Annotated in this window: 1 protein-coding gene; it reads left to right on the forward strand. The window is 34.6% G+C overall.

Going from position 1 to position 999, the window contains the following annotated elements; all coding sequences use genetic code 11:
* A partial coding sequence (locus MOB01S_RS12620; protein WP_066805869.1) for a Hint domain-containing protein occupies nt 1-855 on the forward strand: 855 nt, incomplete at its 5' end.
* Between the last annotated feature and the right edge of the window lie 144 nt (nt 856-999).

Genomic DNA, 999 nt, shown 5'->3' on the forward strand with positions numbered 1-999 from the left:
CCGACCTACAGCAATAACCTAACAGTAGAACAAATCCAAACACTCGTTCCTTTACTTGATTCAGTTCCAAACCATACTTGTTTCCCAGCAGGTACTCGAATTACCACCGATAAAGGGTTGAAGCGTATTGAAGACATCCAAGTCGGTGATATGGTGTTATCTAAACACGAAAGTGGGATAGGTGAGCAAGAGTTTAAGCCTGTAATTCGTACAGTAGTTCATCATAATAAAGAGGTTTGGAATTTAAAATACTGTCTTGTCAAAAAATCTGTTAAGGCAAACAGCTTGTCTGATTTTGACATTCTAAATATGAGTCGTAAAGGGAAGGTATTTGGAATTTATGCAACCCCCAATCATCCGTTTTGGGTGAAAGGAGTGGGTTGGACACGCCTAGATGCATTAGAACAAGGTCAGTTATTGGAATTAAAGGATAATAGCTATTCAGCGTATGTCATTTTTGCTAATCCTTCTTATCAAACTACCAAAAAAGATGTTTTCGCGAATTTGTATTATGATACTTTTCTTGATGTCGGAGAGTATCTAGATGATGAGAATTACACACACTCACAAGACAATCCACAATATTCATTTATTAAATATGAAGATAAAAAAGACGGAGTTATACTAAATGATGGGCAAACTTCTAAAAGTCCATTAATCACCGAAGACAATGAAGAAATTAGAGTCTTAAAAGATACAAGACTTTCAACAGTATATAATTTTGAAGTTGCGGACAATCATACTTACTACATATTTGATAAATTATGGGTACACAATGATAATTGCCCGACACCTACAGATGCAGATGTAAAAAGAAGACAAGATAATGGAACTTTGCCAATCCAAAACGTGTGAATTTTTCATTCAAAAGAATTAGCCAATGAGTATTTTAGCCCGTAGGTTGGGTTGAGGAACGAAACCCAACAAAAATAAAAATAAAAACAAACCACATAAAACTTAAAAAAACCAAAAAATAAAATACCCCACCATAAAATCCTT

Source organism: Moraxella oblonga NBRC 102422 (assembly GCF_001598275.1).
Taxonomy (GTDB): Bacteria; Pseudomonadota; Gammaproteobacteria; order Pseudomonadales; family Moraxellaceae; genus Moraxella; species Moraxella oblonga.